At 30.9% G+C, this 15,218-nt stretch carries 19 protein-coding genes; 17 read left to right on the forward strand and 2 right to left on the reverse strand.

The window, feature by feature from the left end:
• The first annotated feature begins 12 nt into the window (after positions 1-12).
• The 9 genes from ftsY to rpsP all read left to right on the forward strand — a co-directional run bounded on the left by ftsY (position 13) and on the right by rpsP (position 7,361).
• Complete coding sequence (gene ftsY / locus JOC59_RS00875) at positions 13-1,215, forward strand: signal recognition particle-docking protein FtsY (protein WP_205142912.1); 1,203 nt, start codon at positions 13-15, stop codon at positions 1,213-1,215.
• A 16-nt stretch (positions 1,216-1,231) separates the two neighbouring features.
• A complete protein-coding gene (locus JOC59_RS00880) occupies positions 1,232-1,570 on the forward strand; it encodes a putative DNA-binding protein (RefSeq protein WP_205142913.1) in 339 nt (112 codons plus the stop codon).
• 15 nt (positions 1,571-1,585) lie between these two features.
• A complete protein-coding gene (ffh, locus tag JOC59_RS00885; RefSeq protein ID WP_205142914.1) occupies positions 1,586-3,055 on the forward strand; it encodes a signal recognition particle protein in 1,470 nt (489 codons plus the stop codon).
• A 433-nt stretch (positions 3,056-3,488) separates the two neighbouring features.
• Positions 3,489-3,899 carry a hypothetical protein gene (locus tag JOC59_RS00890; RefSeq protein WP_205142915.1) on the forward strand — a complete coding sequence of 137 codons (411 nt, stop codon included), beginning with the start codon at positions 3,489-3,491 and terminating at the stop codon, positions 3,897-3,899.
• A complete protein-coding gene (locus tag JOC59_RS00895) occupies positions 3,844-4,905 on the forward strand; it encodes a hypothetical protein (protein WP_205142916.1) in 1,062 nt (353 codons plus the stop codon). The genes JOC59_RS00890 and JOC59_RS00895 overlap by 56 nt, the downstream gene beginning before the upstream one ends.
• 142 nt (positions 4,906-5,047) lie before the next feature.
• Complete coding sequence (locus JOC59_RS00900; RefSeq protein WP_250966287.1) at positions 5,048-5,569, forward strand: lectin-like domain-containing protein; 522 nt, start codon at positions 5,048-5,050, stop codon at positions 5,567-5,569.
• Positions 5,570-5,584: 15 nt separating this feature from the next.
• Positions 5,585-6,298, forward strand: a complete 714-nt coding sequence (locus tag JOC59_RS00905) for a mucin-binding protein (RefSeq protein ID WP_205142917.1) — start codon at positions 5,585-5,587, stop codon at positions 6,296-6,298.
• Positions 6,299-6,390: 92 nt separating this feature from the next.
• Positions 6,391-6,993 carry a VanZ family protein gene (locus JOC59_RS00910; protein ID WP_205142918.1) on the forward strand — a complete coding sequence of 201 codons (603 nt, stop codon included), beginning with the start codon at positions 6,391-6,393 and terminating at the stop codon, positions 6,991-6,993.
• Between the two features lie 95 nt (positions 6,994-7,088).
• Positions 7,089-7,361, forward strand: coding sequence for a 30S ribosomal protein S16 (gene rpsP, locus JOC59_RS00915; RefSeq protein ID WP_205142919.1), 273 nt, complete (start codon positions 7,089-7,091; stop codon positions 7,359-7,361).
• Between the two features lie 393 nt (positions 7,362-7,754).
• Here the strand turns inward: rpsP and JOC59_RS00920 are convergent, their stop codons facing one another.
• Positions 7,755-8,414: an NAD-dependent epimerase/dehydratase family protein gene (locus tag JOC59_RS00920; protein ID WP_205142920.1), complete on the reverse strand. Its 660-nt coding sequence runs from the start codon at positions 8,412-8,414 to the stop codon at positions 7,755-7,757.
• 90 nt (positions 8,415-8,504) lie between these two features.
• Between JOC59_RS00920 and JOC59_RS00925 the strand changes: the two genes are divergently transcribed.
• The 5 genes from JOC59_RS00925 (at position 8,505) to lrgB (ending at position 12,345) form a co-directional block, all read left to right on the forward strand.
• Positions 8,505-8,825, forward strand: coding sequence for a magnetosome magnetite crystal formation protein family (locus JOC59_RS00925; RefSeq protein WP_205142921.1), 321 nt, complete (start codon positions 8,505-8,507; stop codon positions 8,823-8,825).
• A gap of 20 nt (positions 8,826-8,845) precedes the next feature.
• On the forward strand, positions 8,846-9,343 hold the full coding sequence (locus tag JOC59_RS00930) for a GNAT family N-acetyltransferase (RefSeq protein ID WP_205142922.1): 498 nt from the start codon (positions 8,846-8,848) through the stop codon (positions 9,341-9,343).
• Positions 9,344-9,448: 105 nt separating this feature from the next.
• Positions 9,449-10,822 (forward strand): DUF5776 domain-containing protein, encoded by a 1,374-nt coding sequence (locus tag JOC59_RS09525; RefSeq protein WP_239516971.1) that lies wholly within the window; start codon positions 9,449-9,451, stop codon positions 10,820-10,822.
• A 346-nt stretch (positions 10,823-11,168) separates the two neighbouring features.
• On the forward strand, positions 11,169-11,597 hold the full coding sequence (locus tag JOC59_RS00940) for a CidA/LrgA family protein (protein ID WP_205142923.1): 429 nt from the start codon (positions 11,169-11,171) through the stop codon (positions 11,595-11,597).
• Positions 11,598-11,601: 4 nt separating this feature from the next.
• A complete protein-coding gene (gene lrgB / locus JOC59_RS00945; protein WP_205142924.1) occupies positions 11,602-12,345 on the forward strand; it encodes an antiholin-like protein LrgB in 744 nt (247 codons plus the stop codon).
• Positions 12,346-12,589: 244 nt separating this feature from the next.
• On the opposite strand, the gene JOC59_RS00950 is transcribed toward lrgB, so the two are convergent.
• The gene (locus tag JOC59_RS00950; RefSeq protein WP_205142925.1) at positions 12,590-12,769 is read right to left on the reverse strand and encodes a hypothetical protein; all 180 of its coding nucleotides are present in this window, start codon (positions 12,767-12,769) and stop codon (positions 12,590-12,592) included.
• 168 nt (positions 12,770-12,937) lie between these two features.
• Here JOC59_RS00950 and JOC59_RS00955 point away from each other — a divergent pair, with 168 nt between their 5' ends.
• The 3 genes from JOC59_RS00955 (at position 12,938) to trmD (ending at position 14,961) form a co-directional block, all read left to right on the forward strand.
• Positions 12,938-13,408: a DUF1440 domain-containing protein gene (locus JOC59_RS00955; protein WP_205142926.1), complete on the forward strand. Its 471-nt coding sequence runs from the start codon at positions 12,938-12,940 to the stop codon at positions 13,406-13,408.
• A 300-nt stretch (positions 13,409-13,708) separates the two neighbouring features.
• Positions 13,709-14,215 (forward strand): ribosome maturation factor RimM, encoded by a 507-nt coding sequence (gene rimM, locus JOC59_RS00960; protein ID WP_205142927.1) that lies wholly within the window; start codon positions 13,709-13,711, stop codon positions 14,213-14,215.
• Complete coding sequence (gene trmD, locus JOC59_RS00965) at positions 14,215-14,961, forward strand: tRNA (guanosine(37)-N1)-methyltransferase TrmD (RefSeq protein ID WP_205142928.1); 747 nt, start codon at positions 14,215-14,217, stop codon at positions 14,959-14,961. The genes rimM and trmD overlap by 1 nt, the downstream gene beginning before the upstream one ends.
• Positions 14,962-15,218 lie beyond the last annotated feature (257 nt).

The raw sequence follows: 15,218 nt of genomic DNA on the forward strand, positions 1-15,218 counted from the left end.
AGGTAATAAATAATGGGCTTATTTGATATTTTTCGGAAAAAGAAAGATACTAAGACAGAAGTAAATGTTGAAATTTTATACCCACAGGGTGAAACTGCACCTATTACAGACAATGAAACAGCTGAAATAGTAAAAAAAGCACCAAATAACATACAACAAACGAATGAATTAAAGGATCAGGTTGATTTAGTACCAAAAAATTCAGATGTAGAGGGACAAACAAAGAATGAATTAAAACCCGAAACAAAAGAAATATCAGTTACTGATGTTTCTGAGGACATAACAGAGACAGATCACTATGAAAAAGGTCTTGAAAAATCGCGACAATCGTTTGGCGAAAAATTAAATGCTTTTTTTGCTAAATTTAGAACAGTTGATGAAGATTTTTTTGAAGAATTGGAAGACACTTTAATTCAAGCTGATGTTGGCTACCAAGTTGCAATGCGAATTTCCGATGAATTAAGAAATGAAGCTAAGTTACAAAAGGCTAAAAATAAAAATGATTTAAAACGAGTAATTGTTGATAAATTAATTGAGATTTATCAAAGTAGTGGTAATGGTGAAGATAACACAATGCATTTTGCGCCAGAAGGGCCAACAATTATCTTATTTGTAGGGGTTAACGGTGTTGGTAAAACAACAACGATTGGTAAATTAGCTAATCTATATCATCAACAAGACAAAAAAGTTTTATTGGCTGCTGCTGATACATTCAGAGCTGGAGCAACAGAGCAACTTATAGAATGGGCTAATCGTGATCATGTTGATATTGTTACAGGAGCAGCCCGTGTTGACCCAGCTTCCGTTGTTTTTGATGCTGTTAAAAAAGCTAAAAATGAAAATTATGATATTTTGTTTGTCGATACAGCTGGTCGACTACAAAACAACGTGAACTTAATGCAAGAACTTGCTAAAATGAAGCGTATTATTACCAGAGAATTACCACAAGCACCACATGAAGTCCTGATTGTTCTTGATGCAACGACTGGCCAAAATGCTATTCAACAAGCTAAGTTATTTAAAGAATCAACGGATGTTACAGGAATCGTATTAACTAAATTAGATGGAACTGCTAAGGGTGGGATCGTCTTAGCAATTCGAGATGAGATGCATTTACCAGTAAAATGGGTTGGGCTTGGTGAGAAAGCGAGTGATTTACGTCCATTTATGCCAGAAGAATTTGTTAAGGGGCTGTATAAAGGCTTAATTGACTAATATTTGGAGTTAAAGCATGGAAATTGAAAAAAATAATCGAATTAATTCATTGTTTGAATTTTATCAACCATTATTAACTAAAAAACAATATGAATATATGGAATTATATTATGGTGACGATTATTCTTTAGGTGAAATTGCTGAAGAGTTTGCGGTTAGTCGGCAAGCTGTCTATGATAATCTAAAGCGTACTGAAAAATTATTAGAAATGTACGAGCAAAAAATTCATTTATTTAATGATTTTGAGAAGCGACAAAAATTAAATGAAAATTTATTAGCCTACATTAAGATAACGTATCCAGAAGATAAATACTTATTAGAGTTAGCTACGGTCATTAATAATGATGAGGAATAAAGTGAGGTAGAAGTTATGGCTTTTGAAGGTCTTACAGAACGATTACAAAATGCAATTGCCGGTTTACGGCGTAAAGGTAAGGTTACTGATGCTGATTTAAGAGAAACTATGCGTGAAATTCGGCTAGCCTTATTAGAAGCTGATGTTAATTTTGATGTTGTTAAAACATTTATTAAAACTGTGCGAGAACGCGCAACAGGTGCTAAAGTTTTAGAAGGACTAAATCCCGCACAACAAATCGTTAAAATTGTTGATGAAGAATTAACTAAAATGATGGGTGAAGAAGCAACGCCCTTAAATAAAAGTGCTAAAATTCCAACAGTTATTATGATGTCTGGTTTACAAGGGGCTGGTAAAACAACAACTGTTGGTAAATTAGCTTTAAAGTTAAAGAATGAAGAAAATGCTCGACCACTGTTAATCGCTGCTGATATCTATCGGCCTGCTGCTATTGATCAATTAGAAAAATTGGGCGATGATATGAAGATTCCCGTTTTCAGTTTAGGGACAGATGTCAACCCCCGTGAAATTGTTAAACAAGGGCTCGCTTTAGCACACGAACAGCATAATGATTATGTCTTTATTGATACAGCCGGTCGGCTACAGATTGATCAAGACTTAATGAATGAATTAGCTGATATTAAAGATATTGCGCAACCAGATGAAATATTGTTAGTTATTGATGCTATGACAGGACAAAATGCTGTGCAAACTGCTGAAGGATTTGATGAACGGCTAAATGTTACAGGGGTCGTCTTGACTAAGTTAGATGGGGATACCCGTGGTGGTGCGGCTTTATCAATTCGAGCAGTTACTGGTAAACCAATTAAGTTTGTTGGTCAAGGTGAAAAAATGAATGATTTGGATGTTTTTTATCCAGATCGTATGAGTTCACGAATTTTGGGCATGGGAGATATGTTGACCTTAATTGAAAAAGCCCAAAAGGATTTTGATGAGAAACAAGCTGAAGAACAAATCAAGAAAATGCGAGAAAATACATTTGATTTCAATGATTTTCTTGAACAATTACAACAAGTTCAAAATATGGGTCCCATTGAAGATATGTTAAAGATGATTCCAGGAATGGCTAATAATCCAGCTTTAAAGAATATTAATGTTAATCCAAAAGATATGGAACATATTAAAGCAATTGTTTATTCAATGACCCCCGCTGAACGACAAAACCCAGATTTATTAAATCCAAGTCGTCGTAGAAGATTAGCAAGTGGTGCAGGCCGCCCAATCGTAGAAGTTAATCGAATGATTAAGCAATTTAATGAAATGAAAAAAATGATGAACGGCTTAATGAATGGTAAAGTTTCACCACAAATGCAAGGAATGATGGATATGATGTCTGGTGGTAATATGCCTGGAATGCCAAATATGGGTAGCGGTTTAGGTGGTAAAATTAGTAGTGGATTAGGCAATTTAGCTATGAAACAAATGGCACGAAGATTAAAAAAAGCGAAAAAAAAGCGTAAATAATGCTAAATTTTTAAATTTAGGTCATTATTATTAACGGAATTACAAATAAATTAAATTTGCTATGTTAAGCAAGTAACTCATGATTTGAGCGACTTGCTTTTTTGCAATAGTATGCTAATTATGTTGAGACAGTTTTTGTTTTTTTCAAAATCAGGAAAAAAATAAAACTAAATTATAAAGAATATCGGCTATTATAGTGATTGTAATAAGTTGATGATAATCAACAATGTGGTAGTCTAGGATTAATTTATATAATGGCATTTAAATTTTTTAGTATTGTTGGGGGACACGCTAAGAGATTCAAATGAGGGGGAAATTATCTGGTTTAATTAATGTCTGAGAACATTAATTAAACCAGATAGTTTTTTCTAGTGATAAAAAATCTATAATAGCGTATGCTTTTATATGAATGGAACTTTTGGGGGATAATAACATGGATTTTTTAAATATTTTACCAGAACAGGATGGTTTAAAACTACAATTAATTGAGTATCTGTTAACGTTAGTTGGATCAGAAGTCCCTGTACAAACTGTGAAAGATAATTTGCAAATATCTGATTACAAATTTGAAGATACGTTATTTGGCTTAAATACTGATATTGAATTTTTAACTATGATGAATGGCTTTGAGATTCGTGATAATTGGCTCATTTTCGGACATGTTGTTAGTCGCGATTTATTACAGCAATTGAGAAATTACTATTTTGAAATGGCACCATTAGCTGCGCTGATTAGTGAAATTTTAGCGATAAATAAATTTCCTAAGCCAATTAAAATGGAACAAAATTATGGTTGGAGTCGTAGTTATTTTTTTAAGCAAAAAAATATTAAAAACAATCATTGATAAATATATTCAAGAGGTTGATGAAGTAACTATGCGCTATTTTTTATTTGATATATATAACTATTTTTGTTCTGAAATAGCATTTAATAATAATGTTGACCAACAATTACAACAAAAAGTGATTGCCTATTTTGACGATGAGCTTAAAACACCGAGTCAAAAGCAACAAATGGCATTATTAGCGGCTATCTTAGTTAAAAGAATCCAAATGGCTGAATTAAATTTCACTAATGGATTATTGTGGATGTCACCAAAAGAAACATTAACCGTCTATTTAATGGAGACTTTTAAAATTAGCAGAGAACGTGCTATTTTAGAAAGCCAATTTTTAAATCAATTTTTGTATACAAATGGGATTATTGTTAATAGACTGACAAAAAATGAGATTACTAATACTTGGAAATCAATTTATGAACAAATCATGATAATCACACAAAAAACGGTATTACCATATTTTAAACAAGAAATAATTAAATTAGATGCATTTGTGATTCAGGTCACACCAATCATTTTGGCCGAATTAATCTTGAAAAATAAAATTAAAAATTTAAGTTTTGAAAGAACCAAATATTTTAAAGAAATTTATCCGACTTTGTATCATGCGGCTAAAAAATTAATTGATGAATTAGGGGTAAAGTTACAAATAACTGATCCAGCACAAGCACAAAGATTATTATTTAAAATTATTAGTCAAGCACTATCGTTTGGATTTGACATGAAAAAACTAGATCGAATTGAGATTTGTATTGATTTTTCTGGTGGTTCCTATGTTAATCAATTTATGCAAACAACGATGAACAGTTATATTAATGTGAATGTTGAAGTATCAAATATTTTAACAAAGACTACTGATATTTATTTGGGTGATAAGTATATACCAAATTTAGGAGTTGAAGAAATAATATGGGTTAAGCCACCAGCTCCAGTAGATTGGGCAACTTTAGGAAAATTAATTGCGAAAATAAAACAGCAAAAATTTGAACTAGGAGGATTGATTGATGAGTAAAGAAATTCCTACTATGAAAAAAATGATTACATTAGTTATTTTGGCTAGTGCATTTGGAACGACAAATACAACTACTGTAAAATCTTTATAAATAATTCCTAAAATTCAAGCTAATGTTGTTAATAGTTATGATGAAACTACTATTAGCAGTGATGAATTTGAAAATAATTTTACCGCAAAAGGCAACGCAACTTTCCAAAGTAGTAATGAAGCTATTTTAACAAATGATATAGCTAGTCAAGTTGGTTATATAGTCTTTAATGATAAAATAAACATGAACTATGACTTTAAGTTTGCTGGACAAATATATTTGGGGAAAAGAGATGGTGCTGATGGTGTTAGTTTTATTTTACATCCGAATGATCAAAATATAATTAGTAAAGATGGTGATCAAATTGGAATTAGTGGTATCCCAAATGCAGTTGGATTTAAATTAGATATCTATTTTAATGGTGATGTTGATCCCGTAATATTTAAAAATAAATCATTCGGTGCATTTTTAACAACTGATGCCACTGGAGAGACTAGTAGCTCAATTAATGCACAACAAATTGATGATCCAGATGAAACATTTAAAGAAATTACAATTAAGTATAATGCTCAAAGTCAGCAGTTAACGATTAATTATGAGAATAAGACTTTTATTGAAAAAATAAGCATGTAATCGGCACGTACTCCAATGACTTTGGTATTAGCAGGTTCAACTGGTAGTCTGTCTAATTTACAAAAATTTAAATTAGAAGAATTTAGCTATAAATCCGCTAGTTCGGCTAGCTCGGAGAGTTCAAGTTCAGCTAGTTCAGATAACTTAAGTGTAAATGCTACTAACATCCGTAAAAAATCTTCAAAGCAGCAACGTCAAATAAACAATAGTTCTGTTACAGAGCCATCTAATAGCAGTACTATAAAAAAAGATAATAAAACAATTAAAATTGAAATTATTGATACTATAACCAATCAAGTAATTAGACAGCAACTTATATATGGGAATGTTGGCCAAAAGGTTGAGTATAATACTAATCAGTTGATGAAAGTTTTAAATAGGATGGGGTATGAAGAAGTTAGCTCAAATTGGGCTGGACAAACTAAAATAAGACACAATCAAAAATATCAAATAAGGGTAAAAAGAAGAGTAGTTAATAAATCATTAAAAGAAGAAACAAATAATAGGGAGAAAATAGTGGATCCATTTAAAATAACAGATAGCTCGGATAAAGTAATAACTGATCAAGTAAGTAATCAGTTTATTAAAAACACACGCCTTGTGAGCAATACACCCATGGTAGTGTTAGCACAAAAATTAAATACTGCAGGAGCTGGTGGCAATAATATTAGCGATTTAGAAAAAAATTTTTTCACTTTAGCTGAAACAACAAGTTTCGGGATTCGTTAAAGTAAAAATGATAAAACTATTTACATAGTGTAGAATTGCAAGCGTGTTTAAAGTATCATTAATTATATATTATATGGAGGATAGGATAGTACATGAGTTTTGTAATAAAACACCATACTTATCAGCCAGATATTATTCTTAGTAATGGTACTCTATTTTGGTTAATTATTAGTTTAGCAGCAATTACGTTAAGCTATCAACAAAAAAAATATGCTAATATAACTCGATTAATAATGTGGAGTTGTTTTTACTTTTATTTGTATTGGCTATTAAAATTGACTATTTTTCCAATCGCAATTTTCAAACAGAGTTTTGCTACTTTTGCAACAATTGGTTATGGACATATTATGTTTTATGAGCAGCAACCATTAAAGATGATGCAATACATGTTTGTAAATGAGAATGCAATGTATAATATTTTAGGAAATACTGTTATGCTCGCACCGTTAACATCCTTATTAGCATTACTTTATCAAAAATTTAGTCACTGGTTAACTATGTTGCTCGTTAGTATATTAGTTTCAGGAGTAATTGAGATGACGCAATTACTTTTGACATATTTTTATATGAATGCACGCACCTTTGATATTATGGATATCATTACTAATAGTACTGGTGGATTAGTAATTGGCTATGGGACATATCATTTATTAAAATGGATATTTCCTAAAATGGTAGATTATGGTCAAATTTGAAGAAAAATAGAAGTGTAAAGTAAAAAAGCTTTACACCAGTTTGATTTCTTGGTATATTATTAATTGTAGATAAATATTTGGAGGAAATTAATACTATGGCAGTTAAAATTCGCCTTAAACGTATGGGTTCAAAAAAACGCCCATTCTATCGTGTCGTTGTTGCAGATTCACGCTCACCACGTGATGGTCGTTTCATCGAAATAGTGGGTACTTATAACCCACTTGTAGAACCCGCAGAAGTTAAGTTGGAAGAAGAAAATATCTTGAATTGGTTAAGTAATGGTGCGCAACCATCTGATACAGTTAAGAATATTCTTTCAAAAGCTGGTATCATGGAAAAATTCCATAATGCTAAGTATAGCAAATAATTATTTTGCCATATTTCTAAAGTGAACTAGTTACTTAGTAATAAGTAGTGTCACAAAAAAAACAGGTTAACTCGGTTAACCTGTTTTTTTGTATTTTTGTACAGCGATAATAAGTACTATTAGTACATTTAAATGATCAAAACAATAGTGGTCAATTTATGGAGGCTAGTTCATAAGTGTAATTAATCCTTTTTATGTTTGTGATTTTTAAGTAATACTAGGTTAATATAGTTATAGTTGCTAAGAATTCAAAGCCGAGACCGACATCAGTTAGTAAAAATAATAAAATGAGAAATAGTCTGGTTTAAACAACTTAAGCTAAGTAGTTTAAACCAGACTATTTCTAGAATTGAAGATACTGCTATTTATTATTTTAAATTTTATTTAGTTAGTTTAAAAAAGTTCTTTGTAAGGATTGTAACTGCGCGTTGTAAGAAATGACGCTTTTTTTTGCATGATGGTTGCAATCTGGCTAGCCAATAAAGAACGATTAATGGGTTGATAATCTTTAGTAAGTTGATTGATCCAAGGAATATGACGAGTTAAGTGAATCAAATTAGCTAACCAAATACTGTAGCTACGTGATTTATCATAAATAATAGTTGGGTAAATAATAGTTGTTTTGGAAACTAATAACTTATCACGAATGTCCCTTTCAATAGTAAGTTTACTTTTAGCATAACCATACATAAACCAAGGTATTTTTTTAGCAGAAACAAAAATAAACTGCGGTTGCTGCATTTTTAAACTCGCTAAGTAATTAACTATAATTTGAGCAGGTCTAGTACTAGCAGTATAATAATTTTGCTTCTTAAGGGGATTGGGTAATAAGATTCCGATACAATCAATTACCCAATCTGCCTCACTAATGGCATCATGCCATTTAAAATCATTACTAATATCAGAAATAAACCACCTGATATTAGTATTCGATATATTATGTGTGTGTGCATAGCGTGAAATAATTATTATTTCGTTATTTTTGTCTTGAGCAAGATGTTGCGTTAGGCCTTGACCTACAAAACCAGATCCACCAAAAATCACAATTTTCATAAGTTTCTCCTTAATTTATCGATAAAAAAACATTATTTATAAATTAATAATCGATACATGTTAAAATATATAAACAATGGAGGTATTAAAATGAATACAAATAATAAAATAATAATCGCGTTAGGGTATTTTGCAGTATTTATTGCTCCGGTTATTTTACCACTAATTATCTGGTTAGTGACACATGATCAGTTAATAAAAAAGCATGCCTTGCGAGCAACAGTATGGCAAGCCTTTCCGTTTTTAGCAGGTATTTTATTTGTAATTGCACTTGGCATGTTTGGATTGATTAACAAAAATGGTTATCAGTTAAATATGGTAGCTATTATATTAGTAGGTGTCATTTGTTTAGCGTCGTTGATATTTTTCATGATGAATTTGGTTGCCGGTGTTAAAGCACTCCTTGATTAAATATAAAGTGGGGATGTTTAATGATTATAAGACCGTTAGAAAAGAGAGATTTAAAATTTATTTATAAGCAACAAAATGCACGTAATGTAATGGCTCTGTGGTTTCAAGAACCTTATACATCAATTGATGAACTTGAAATTTTATATGATAAGCATGTTTTAGATCAAACCGAAAGGCGCTTTGTAATAGATGTAGATAAGCAATTTGCTGGTGTTGTTGAATTAATGTATATTGATTATTTACATCGTAACACAGAAATACAAATTATTGTTGATTCAAAGTATCAGGGCCAAGGATTAGCTCAAATGGCCATGAATAAGGGATTAGAGTATGCCTTCAAGGTTTTAAATATGCACAAGGTTCATCTTTATGTGGATGTTGAAAATAAGGCTGCTATTCATATTTACAACAAGTTAGGTTTTATTAAAGAAGGATGCCTACGCCAACATTTCTTTGCGGAAGGTAAGTATCATGATAGCTATATAATGGGGCTATTACAAAGTGACTTTAGTGAATAAAAAAATTATTAATATTGTAGTCGTAAAATATGTAATTTGTAATTGTTATGTAAAGTTAAACTGTTATCCTAAAACTTAATCGGAACTAAGTTTTAGGAGAAAAACATGATAAATAAAAAAGAAATACTATTTTTAGGTGTTATTAGCACTACTTTAGGCACTGGAACATTTTTAACTAATATTAGTGCGGATAGTAATTACTATAATCAGGTACCAATATCTAATATTGTTGGTGCTAAAAAAATAATTAATGTCCATTCATCACCCAAATTTTCATCTGGTACGACTGTAAAAACGTATCAGATTGGTGAAAGTATTAAAATTGAAGGAATTAAAGGAAACCGCTTTATAGTTAATGGTGGGTACATAACTGCTAACAAAGACTATGTTGTAGCAGCAACAAGTAATATTAGTAATTATTTAACTGAAGTACCAAAATCAGGAAGCATAGGTCTCAAAAAAGTTTCTAATACATATATAAACACAGCATTCACCGAAAGAAAAACTAAGCTTAAAGTAGGTAGTATGCAAAAAATTTCTGGTGTACGTTGGTCAGATAATGGTACACCACGTTTATTAACAAGTGATAATACTTATATTACTGCGAATAAAGATTATGTTGTGGGAACCAACACAAAACTTGCTAACTATTATTATACTTTACCAAGTTCCAAGACTAAGTTTGTGGTGTTATCAAAAGTATATGACTATGTTGATACGGCTTTAGCATATAAAGTTTCTGCATATAACGTTAATAGCACACTTACCATCAAAGGAATTAGGTGGTCAGATGGTGGAACACCAAGACTTTTAACAACTGATAATTTATATGTAACTGCTAATAAGGCAAAAGTTAAAACTAAAAGTACGGTGACAGTGAGTTATAATTTAGCAGCAAATCCAATTAATAAATATATCAAAAATAATTATCTGTATAGGTATAGCGTAATTACCTCCGCCATTGACAGTAGCTTACCAAAGAATAGTTATCGTAACAAGCAACCAGAAGGTGTTGTTGTTCATGAAACTGCTAATCCAAGCTCGACAATCTATAATGAAATAACTTATATGGAAAATAATTATAAAGATGCATTTGTCCATACTTTTGTTGATGATGCACATATTATTAATATTGCGAATACTAATTATTTGAGTTGGGGCTCGGGGTATGCGGGTAATCAACGATTTGTTCAATTTGAACAAGTACGTGTTCATTCAAAAAAAGCTTTTGCTAAAGAGTTAAATAATGCCGCTTACTATACAGCATATATTTTAAAGAAATATGGACTAACCCCTAGTTTAGCAAGTAGTGATGGCAAGGGGACAGTTTGGTCACATCATAATGTGTCTTCTTATTTGGGTGGGTCTGATCATACGGATCCAGATACTTATTGGACTACAAATGCCAAAACATATTTTAATACTAATTATACGATGACAAGTTTTATCCAATTAGTGAATTACTATTATAGTAAATAATAGATATTTTTAACAACTTGAAAATAACCGGTAATTGACTGTAAATAATCTTCAATTACCGGTTATTTTTGGTATAACCAAGAACCAAATATATAATATTTAATATATTTATTCACAAAATTATGATGATTAATATTCTTAGTTTTTTTATTAAAATGTTAACATTTTACAGTATTATGTAATCTATAGACCAAAAATATTTGGATTTTAAAAATAATTAGAAATAAAATTAAAAAAATAATTATAAAATGTAAGCGTTTAAGTACGAATATTGTGAAAAATTTGGTATAATATAAGACGTAATAGGTTAAATATACTTTATTGCAAATAGAAAAGAGGTTATACCATGAGTGGTGCACAAATTTATAAGATTTTAAAAGCGATTTGTATTTATTTGATAGTATTATTTATTTCATACATCATGTCATTTACGTTAGCAAAAATATTTCCAACATTTCCAATACCAACGCCATTAATTGGCTTAGTATTATTGTATGTAGCGTTAGAAGTCAAGTTAGTTAAAGTAGAAGATATTGATGGATTATCATCATTACTAATTGGCTTAATTGGTTTATTATTTGTTCCTTCAGGAATTTCAATTATTACATCGTTAGATATTTTGAAGTCAGAAGGGGTTAAATTAATTTTAGTTATTATTTTGTCAACAATAATTATGTTGGTAAGTGTGGCATGGACAACGAAATATGTCTTTAAATACTTAACTAAAAAAGGTGATCAACTTAGTGTTGATAACGATATAGCAGTAAAGGAGTAGGATAATGGCATTATTATTACAAACGCCTTTTTGGGGCATTTTTCTATCGATTACGACATTTATGATTGGACAAATTTTATTTAAAAAATCAAATGGTTTCTTTTTATTTCAACCGCTATTTGTAGCAATGGTTTTAGGGGTAATTGTCTTAATTATTATAAGTAAGATTGCCAATATTACAATTGCGGAATCTTATGCAGATTATAAATTAGGTGGCGATATTATTTTTTGGTTCTTAAATATGGCAACTGTTGCTTTTGCGGTTCCCTTATATAAGCGACGTGATTTATTGCACAAATATTGGATTCAAATTTTCTTATCATTAATTATTGGGATGATAATTTCCCTTATTCTCATATTTATAATTAGTAAGCTTATTGGATTAACACATACATCGCTGGGTGCTATGTTGCCACAAGCCGCTACAACGGCGATTGCAATGCCAATTTCTGCCAATATTGTCGGTAGAACTAACGGTCTAACCGCATCGGCAATTACGGCAATGACGGTTATTCTAAATGCGGTTATCATTATGGCCCTAGGTGATAAATTAGTTAAGTTATTTAAATTAGAAAAAAACCCAATCGGTTTAGGATTAGGGTTCGGAACGGCAGGTCATACAATTGGTTCTGCTAAAGCGTTAGAGTATGGATCTGTTGAAGGAGCGATGGCAGCTATTTCAGTGGTTGTTGTTGGACTAGTTGTAGATATTGTTGTTCCAATTTTTGCAAAAATTATTGGTTTTTAAATATTAATTAAAGGTTAAAAGTAGGGATGACTATCGTTAAAAGCCCATCTAGTGAAATTACAAAATTCACTAGATGGGCTTTTTAATTTATAGGGTGATTGGCACAACCCTTTTTTATAGTGGCTTGTGCTTAAAGATAAGGCTCTTAAACACAGGCATTGTAGTTTTGTTAGCTACAAATATTTTAACTTTAAGGATTGTAGCATATATTATTATTAATAGATAAACTATCTTCAAAAAAACGTTACCGATGACGAACATACTGTAAATTTAATAGGCCTGTTAGTGAAATAATGAGGCCAACTTTAAATGCACTATCTGATTGTAAGCCATTTGTTATAAGATCAGAAATTGGAGAAATTAATAAAAATAATGCGCCAAAATCAATAATTACTAGGAGTATAATAATCCATCTATGTTGCATTTTTTAGCTCCTTTACAATATGGATAAATAGCTTTATTAATCCATAATATTAATACAGTTTATCATATTTTAGTCATAATGTTAAATATTTCCTTAAGATTAAAAATGATAACATGATTTGCTAATAAGTACGTTGATGCCTATAATAAAATAACAGGAGGAGAGATTATGTTAAATATTGTTATATTAACAGCTTTAATTGGGGGAACTATTTCAGGATTTGTTAAATTGGGTTGGGAAATATTATTGCCACCAAGATCGCCACAACGTAATGAAACCAATCCCCCACAAAAATTATTACAGCAAATTGGAATTTCAGAACAGGTAACACAGGCAACTATTAATTATTTAGGTAATAAAATTCCATATGTATCATTAATCATTCACTTTGGTTTTTCAATTGTATGGGCAGGTATTTATGCTTTATTGAGTTTAAACTTTCCAGAAGTTGCTTGGGGACAAGGCACCGTATTTGGTATTTTTGTTTGGATCTTATTCCATATTATTATTATGCCGGCTATGAAGACTATTCCTTCAATGATGCAACAACCGTGGCAAGAACATATATCTGAGTTTTTAGGACATATTGTATGGGCATTTACAATAAACATTGTCTATGTATATTTAACAGTTTTATAGGTTAAATTGAAGAGTAAGTGACCAAAATCGACGAATTTTGGTTACTTACTCTATTTTTTATCTGTTGTAATCAACAACAAAAATATGTTTCACAAATGATTTAATGAAAGATTGTAATTATTCAGAAATATTCGAAAAACTATGAAACATAAGTATCCTCATAATTGTTGCCGAGCCATAAGTGCTATATGAAACTCGCACATCTCTTTTTAATATTTACTAAATATGTTAGAATTAAAAGGCATGTTTTAGACAGGAATAATAAAGAAATAGTAAAAATTTTAAAGGGGCATTTATGATATGAATTTCTACAAAATAGGAACAATTGTCAACACTCATGGAATTAAAGGAGAAGTACGAGTAATTGCAACAACAGACTTTATTGATGAAAGATTTAAAAAAAATCAAAAAGTTTATCTTGATAATCAAGCTAAAACACCATTAGTTATAGCAACAGTTCGAAAACATAAACAATTTATATTAGTATCGTTTTTGGATATGGCAAATATAAACTTTGTTGAAAGATTTAAAGGATTGGACTTATTAGTTGATGAAGTTGCCTTAGCACCATTGGATGAAGGTGAATATTACTATAAAGATATTATTGGTGCAATTGTCATTGATCAAGCTGGTCAAACAATTGGAAGTGTAAAAGAAATATTTGAAACTGGAGCTAACGATGTTTGGGTAGTTCAGCGAGTTGGTAAGGACGATTTGTTATTACCAATGATTGATGACGTTATCAAATCGGTGGATATTAATAATAACAAAATAATAGTTGATATTTTAGAAGGGCTAGATGATTAATGAAAATTGATGTTTTAAGTATTTTTCCAGACATGTTTAAACCAATGACAGAGTCAATAATTGGTAAAGCAGTCCAAAAAGGATTAGTTGATTTTTCAGTTACTGATTTTCGTGATTTTACTAATAATAAACATAATAATGTTGATGATACACCTTTTGGTGGCGGAGCAGGAATGCTTTTGACACCACAACCAATTTTTGATGCCATGGCGGCTGTTGAGAAAAAAGCTGGTAATCGGGGACGGGTGATCTTACTAGATCCAGCTGGTCGAACTTTTAATCAAAAAGTTGCTGAGGAATTAAGCAAGGAAGAACACTTAACATTCATTGCTGGTCACTATGAAGGGTATGATGAACGGATACGTGAATTAGTAACTGATGAAATTTCATTGGGTGACTATGTCCTGACTGGTGGTGAATTAGGGGCAATGGTAATCATTGATGCAACCGTACGATTAATTCCAGATGTACTAGGAAATCACGAATCTGCATCAGGAGATTCATTTTCAACAGGTTTATTAGAATATCCCCAATATACACGCCCAGCTGATTTTAGGGGCCGTGAAGTACCACCGGTTTTAGTAAGTGGCAACCATGCTAAAATTGCGGAATGGCGGATAAAAGAATCTTTGCGGCGTACTTATTTGCGTCGACCAGATTTACTAAAAGATATAAAGTTAAATGAACAACAAGCCAAGTTACTAGCAGAAGTAAAAATTGAGGAAACTAATAACGATTTAATTTAATATAGCGAGTTACTTTATTTTTTGAAACTAAAGCTGTTAAAAAAGAAGTTGTGCCAGCACCTTATACAACAAAAAGACCACCCGGTGAATTTTCCAATTTCACTGGGTGGTCTTTGGTGATAATCAAAAGAAAAAAGTTTCGGTAGTCTGTCATAATTTTAATAAGGTTTGAAAGGTCCGAAAGCATGATTTATTAAGAGCTACTATAAAGTACTTTGCACATGGAAGTTTACACCTTACGATAAATTAGTAGTTCA

It is taken from the genome of Periweissella beninensis (genome assembly GCF_016908275.1).
Lineage (GTDB): Bacteria > Bacillota > Bacilli > Lactobacillales > Lactobacillaceae > Periweissella > Periweissella beninensis.

Coding starts and splice junctions, on each gene's coding strand:
- trmD (WP_205142928.1), top strand. CDS start 14,215: ATGAAAATTGATGTTTTAAGTATTTTTCCAGACATGTTTAAACCAATG.
- JOC59_RS00950 (WP_205142925.1), bottom strand. CDS start 12,769: ATGCAACATAGATGGATTATTATACTCCTAGTAATTATTGATTTTGGC.
- JOC59_RS00905 (WP_205142917.1), top strand. CDS start 5,585: ATGACTTTGGTATTAGCAGGTTCAACTGGTAGTCTGTCTAATTTACAA.
- JOC59_RS00955 (WP_205142926.1), top strand. CDS start 12,938: ATGTTAAATATTGTTATATTAACAGCTTTAATTGGGGGAACTATTTCA.
- JOC59_RS00920 (WP_205142920.1), bottom strand. CDS start 8,414: ATGAAAATTGTGATTTTTGGTGGATCTGGTTTTGTAGGTCAAGGCCTA.
- lrgB (WP_205142924.1), top strand. CDS start 11,602: ATGGCATTATTATTACAAACGCCTTTTTGGGGCATTTTTCTATCGATT.
- JOC59_RS00880 (WP_205142913.1), top strand. CDS start 1,232: ATGGAAATTGAAAAAAATAATCGAATTAATTCATTGTTTGAATTTTAT.
- ftsY (WP_205142912.1), top strand. CDS start 13: ATGGGCTTATTTGATATTTTTCGGAAAAAGAAAGATACTAAGACAGAA.
- JOC59_RS00910 (WP_205142918.1), top strand. CDS start 6,391: ATGAGTTTTGTAATAAAACACCATACTTATCAGCCAGATATTATTCTT.
- JOC59_RS00890 (WP_205142915.1), top strand. CDS start 3,489: ATGGATTTTTTAAATATTTTACCAGAACAGGATGGTTTAAAACTACAA.
- ffh (WP_205142914.1), top strand. CDS start 1,586: ATGGCTTTTGAAGGTCTTACAGAACGATTACAAAATGCAATTGCCGGT.
- rimM (WP_205142927.1), top strand. CDS start 13,709: ATGAATTTCTACAAAATAGGAACAATTGTCAACACTCATGGAATTAAA.
- JOC59_RS00940 (WP_205142923.1), top strand. CDS start 11,169: ATGAGTGGTGCACAAATTTATAAGATTTTAAAAGCGATTTGTATTTAT.
- JOC59_RS00925 (WP_205142921.1), top strand. CDS start 8,505: ATGAATACAAATAATAAAATAATAATCGCGTTAGGGTATTTTGCAGTA.
- JOC59_RS09525 (WP_239516971.1), top strand. CDS start 9,449: ATGATAAATAAAAAAGAAATACTATTTTTAGGTGTTATTAGCACTACT.
- rpsP (WP_205142919.1), top strand. CDS start 7,089: ATGGCAGTTAAAATTCGCCTTAAACGTATGGGTTCAAAAAAACGCCCA.
- JOC59_RS00930 (WP_205142922.1), top strand. CDS start 8,846: ATGATTATAAGACCGTTAGAAAAGAGAGATTTAAAATTTATTTATAAG.
- JOC59_RS00895 (WP_205142916.1), top strand. CDS start 3,844: ATGGTTGGAGTCGTAGTTATTTTTTTAAGCAAAAAAATATTAAAAACA.